We start from the raw sequence: 4,479 nt of genomic DNA, 5'->3' as shown, positions 1-4,479 counted from the left end.
TCAATCTAAATCCGGTCGAAGAGATACAATTTCAACAAGAGATTAGCACATTTAGTCAACCCGTACAGGAGGGAGTTATGCAAATTACTACCAGTTGGATGCGTCAAGGTATTGAACTAGGTATTGAACAAGGTATCGAACAAGGTATCGAACAAGGTATTGAACAAGGTATCGAACAAGGTATTGAACGGGAAAAGACATTGATTCTTCGTCAAATTAAACGCAAGTTAGGGGAGATTAATCCTTCATTGGAAACTAAAATTATGGAGTTAAGTATTGATGATGTAGAAGTATTAGGAGAAGCTTTATTCGATTTCTCTAACGTTGAAGATTTAATCAATTGGTTAAATACTTTAACTGCCTAGCTTTGACTTTGGTGATCACCTTTTTAACCTTCAGTCTTGAGAAAACGGGTTTCTTCAAGAAACCCGTTTTCTGTGGGGTTTTTAGTGGAAAGAGAAAGGTTAACGCGGAAGGTATCCCCGTCGCCATCACCCGCTAAAATTTTCATGGTGAGGAAGTAATTCAGAGATAAGCTTCAGTTATTAACGAATAAAATCAATCTGACAAATATTAAGAGGAACAATCGGTTCAAATTCTTTCCGGTCAGAAGTAACTAGAATTCCTTTTTCTTGATTGGCTAAAGTTAAAGCAAAACAATCAGCCAAAGAAATGCGTTTAATTACTGCTTTATATTTGCTTACTTGTCGCCAAAAATTGCCACTTAAATCAAAGCGAGTTTTTATGTTAATATTGCTTAATTCTTGAATTAGTTTTTCTGTTTCTGATTCTCCTATATCTCGATAAAAATTATAGTAAACTTCGCCAAGATTAATAACATGAATCATCTTGTTATTATTTTGATTAGTGATGGTTTCTCTAACAAGATCCGCTCCTGTTTCATTACGAAAAAAAGCAATTACAGCACAAGCATCTAAAATGATATTCATCTATTACGCTCCTCCCAATCAATTTCTGCTTGTTTTTGTTGGGCAAAATCTTCACTATTGGTAGGTGCATGAGCATATTTACCTTGTAATGATTTAATTAACTGTTGTATTTCTTCTTCTGATTTAGGTTTAATTTGAAGCAGAAAATTTTGATCAATTAACTCTCTGATTTGCAATAATTGTTCGTCAGAAAGATTAGCTAATGATTGAATTATTTGTTGACGTATTGCTGTAGAACTCATGATTATTACTTAGCTACAATTAAGTATAAAAAAAATTACTATGATTATAATATATCACAAAAATGCTGATTTGCAAGCAAATCTCTAAAATCAGGTAAAATTAAGCAAATTTCAGGGAAATTTTCATTCCTTTCGCAATCGCCCCATGGCGGAGTTGGGATTCCCCGATCTTTCGCTAAATTCAACTAACCCGATCCCTTTTTGTCAACTTTTGTCCACTTTTAATTGATTTAATGTTCACTTTTGCTGAAGTTTTTTGTAAAGAAATTTTACAATTTAGATTTTATGCTTGACTTTTTCAGGAAGTAAGTATATTTCTGGATATTAACGAACCAAGTAGCAGGGTAGTGGCGACCGCATCGCTTCTAACTCTTATTAGCCGTCTAGGTTATGGATTTTGATCAAAGGCTCGCCACCAGACCCCTGGAAGTGCCTGAAAGGAAAACCAGTCTCTAAGTCAGTTGCAATCGGCTATTCACCATATCGGTTAGTTAACCTAATCTCAATCAATAAAATATTTTCACTTTTTCTGGAGTGATAAATTATGCTTAATAATCGGGGAGTTTTAGCATTTAATGCGCCGACTTATTCTATTACTGAAAACGGAAGTCGTATAACTCAAGTCGTTGTAACTCGCACGGGGGGAAGTGATACAGAAGTAAGTGCGACGATTACGTTAAATAATGGTACAGCAACCGCAGACGATTATAATAATACCCCCATTAAGGTTACGTTTGCTCATGGGGATAGTGCGCCTAAAATTATTACGATTCCGATTAAGGAAGATAGTCAGTTTGAAGCGGTGGAAACCCTTAACCTATCCTTGACGAATCCGACTAATGGGGTGACGATTGGTACACAAAATACGGCAATTGTCAAGATAATTGATAATGATAATTTTGTCTTTACTAATACGGATATTCAACCGACTAAGCTGGAGCCGTTAACCTTACCGATTCCCACAGCGTTGAAGCAGTATGAAACTCTCAGCAGCGAATTGGATAAAGCCAAGGTTAAATTAGACACGACGGAGCAACAGTTAAGGTTAGCTAATGATGATTATTCCTTTGCGAAGGAAATCTTTGAAGGTAGTCTCAGTAAGCGGAAGTCTTTAACTGACATTTTGCAGAATCTAGCAAATAAAAAGACGGCTTTAACCTCTAGCTTTACTAAATCTAAAACAGAAATTGAGCAAAAACAGAAGGATATTCAGAAAAATATTGATGATGCTTATACTCGTCTGAAGGCTGAAACGAATGCGGGTCTAAAAGATGGGATTCAGAAGGAGATTAATGGTTATCTGATTCAGATTCAGGAACAACAGAATTTACTGTCAATTGCGACGACTAAGTATAATCAGGAGTTGGCGGTTGTTAATTTCCAAATTGATGACTCAAATCAGGAGTTACAGGGACTTGAGAGTAATATTATTCCCAAGCAAGTTGAGGATTTAGAGAAGAAGAATCAGGCTTTAGTGGATATTAAAACCGCTTGGGAAGCGAGTAAGCAAGCTGTGACAGTTGCGGATAAGGCGCTGGGGGATTTGCTGACGGATTATGCTTTTCTCAAGACTCAGGATTATTCGTCTAAGTTTTTGCAGGATACGGTTGATAGTCTTAAGCAAAAAATTGGTGCGCTTCAGGCTAATTTAACCGCTTTGAAGAGTGGGAATGGGTCTAATTCTCAGATTGCGGCGTTGGAAAAGGCGATTTTAGAGAAGCAGAAGGTTGTGGGAGAGGTACAAGATTATCAGAAAACGGTGTTAGCGGGTGAGTTGGAGTTTAAGCAGGAGTTGGAGACGAGAAAGGCGACTTCTGCGGACCATCAAGCATCGGTTAAGGTGGCTTTAGGGAATAATAATATTGAGGGTTATGTGAGTTTAAACAGTCAATTGGCTAACCAGTTGAAGGGTTTAACGACTGTTTGGGTGGATAATTTAGAGGATAATCATAATCTCACGATTAAGGTGTGGAATGGCTCTCAAGCTACGTCTCAGGCGTTTGATAGTTTGACGAGTTATATTGATGAGAATTTGGCGACTCCTTATGGGGATTATTATCTGAATGAGATTCAGCTGGATGAGGCGTTACAGATTCGGGAGTCAACGGTAAGACGGCGGGATGCTTTGGCGGATAGTGTTGATTTTGTGGAGGATGCGCTGTTTTTGGCTAAAAAGCAGTTACAGGAGTATAAGGATTTAGCGAAGTTGGGACAGCATTATTCGGATTTAACTAAGTATGAGAAGGAGTTTAATCAGCTTAATGTTGTGGAAGGTAAACGGGTAATAGTTAGTCAATTTCAACAACAGTTACCAGGTACTCAAGATATTGTTCAAGCAAAAACAAGCTTAAATAATGCTTTGGATGATTTATTGAAGTCTTTGGATGGTTCGATTCTTCATGATGTGGATTCACTCAAGGCAAATATTATTCAGAATAAGTCATTAAGTGATGCTTATCTTGATCAAGCTAAGTCGTACTCAGATCAAGCTAAATCGTACTCAGATCAAGCTGCGGTTTATTGGGAAAAAAGTCATAAACAAGGTCCGCAATGGGTTGAGTATATTCAAGTAGAAAGAACAAAATGGTCTGGTCTTAAGAAGAAAAAATATTGGGAAAGTGTTCCTGTTTACCATGATGATCCTGATTGGGTTCTTTGGGATGACTATACGAAAAAATCTCAAGCTTTGCAACAACAATCATCTGATACTATCAAATTGTCAGTTAATGTCGTTCAATTAGTAGCTGATAATGTTAATACTTTTATTGACAAATCTAAGGTGTTTTTACAGCCTAAGTTAATCAAAGCAGTATCAGATGAGGTGACTAATAAATCTCAAGATTTAGTGGTTCAGATTGATTTAACAAATGATCAACAAGAACAAGGGATAGAAACGAATTTACAGAAGTATATTAAACAGAAGCAAAATAAAATACTTGATGTTAAAAATCAGCAATTAAAATCTGTTGATATAACTCAAACAAATCTGGCTTTTAGTTCTCAACAAGGTGGGTTTAACGCACTTAATATAACCTCCGCAGTTTTTGGGCTAGGATATGATAACCGTCATCGTTTCATGGCAGATGTAAATGGAGACGGAAGGGCTGATTTTGGTCGTTTTGAGGGTGGTGGAAATGGAACTCCTATTGGCTCTTCGTTACCCTTTATGCTAAATCAACAGACAAGATGCCAAGATAACATACTTCTAACCCAAAAATTCCGAAAGTTTCTAAAGCCATAGCCTCTCCGTTTTATTAGTTTAAGTTTATTGTTGATTCCCTCGACCA

Annotated in this window: 5 protein-coding genes and 1 pseudogene; 2 read left to right on the top strand and 4 right to left on the bottom strand. The window is 36.9% G+C overall.

Annotated features, from left to right (window positions below; all coding sequences use genetic code 11):
* A partial coding sequence (locus O9295_RS04715) for a DUF4351 domain-containing protein (RefSeq protein WP_288032068.1) occupies positions 1-365 on the top strand: 365 nt, incomplete at its 5' end.
* Positions 366-388: 23 nt separating this feature from the next.
* Here O9295_RS04715 and O9295_RS04710 read toward each other — a convergent pair.
* The 3 genes from O9295_RS04710 to O9295_RS04700 are packed head-to-tail and all read right to left on the bottom strand — an operon-like array spanning position 389 to position 1,192.
* Complete coding sequence (locus O9295_RS04710; protein ID WP_288032065.1) at positions 389-511, bottom strand: hypothetical protein; 123 nt, start codon at positions 509-511, stop codon at positions 389-391.
* Between the two features lie 34 nt (positions 512-545).
* Positions 546-950, bottom strand: a complete 405-nt coding sequence (locus O9295_RS04705) for a type II toxin-antitoxin system VapC family toxin (RefSeq protein WP_271930382.1) — start codon at positions 948-950, stop codon at positions 546-548.
* The gene (locus O9295_RS04700; RefSeq protein ID WP_002765797.1) at positions 947-1,192 is read right to left on the bottom strand and encodes a hypothetical protein; all 246 of its coding nucleotides are present in this window, start codon (positions 1,190-1,192) and stop codon (positions 947-949) included. The genes O9295_RS04705 and O9295_RS04700 overlap by 4 nt, the downstream gene beginning before the upstream one ends.
* Before the next feature lie 544 nt (positions 1,193-1,736).
* On the opposite strand from O9295_RS04700, the pseudogene O9295_RS04695 reads away from it, so the two are divergent.
* Positions 1,737-2,075: pseudogene (locus O9295_RS04695) on the top strand (Calx-beta domain-containing protein); the annotation flags it as partial.
* Between the two features lie 2,291 nt (positions 2,076-4,366).
* Here the strand turns inward: O9295_RS04695 and O9295_RS04690 are convergent.
* A partial coding sequence (locus O9295_RS04690) for a transposase (protein WP_071784045.1) occupies positions 4,367-4,479 on the bottom strand: 113 nt, incomplete at its 5' end.

Source organism: Microcystis sp. LE18-22.4A, assembly GCF_027531105.1.
Classification (GTDB): Bacteria; Cyanobacteriota; Cyanobacteriia; order Cyanobacteriales; family Microcystaceae; genus Microcystis; species Microcystis aeruginosa.
Note: the sequence above shows the minus strand (reverse complement) of the source record. Positions and strands in the feature narration are given on the sequence as shown.

Coding starts and splice junctions, on each gene's coding strand:
- O9295_RS04700 (WP_002765797.1), bottom strand. CDS start 1,192: ATGAGTTCTACAGCAATACGTCAACAAATAATTCAATCATTAGCTAAT.
- O9295_RS04705 (WP_271930382.1), bottom strand. CDS start 950: ATGAATATCATTTTAGATGCTTGTGCTGTAATTGCTTTTTTTCGTAAT.
- O9295_RS04710 (WP_288032065.1), bottom strand. CDS start 511: ATGAAAATTTTAGCGGGTGATGGCGACGGGGATACCTTCCGCGTTAAC.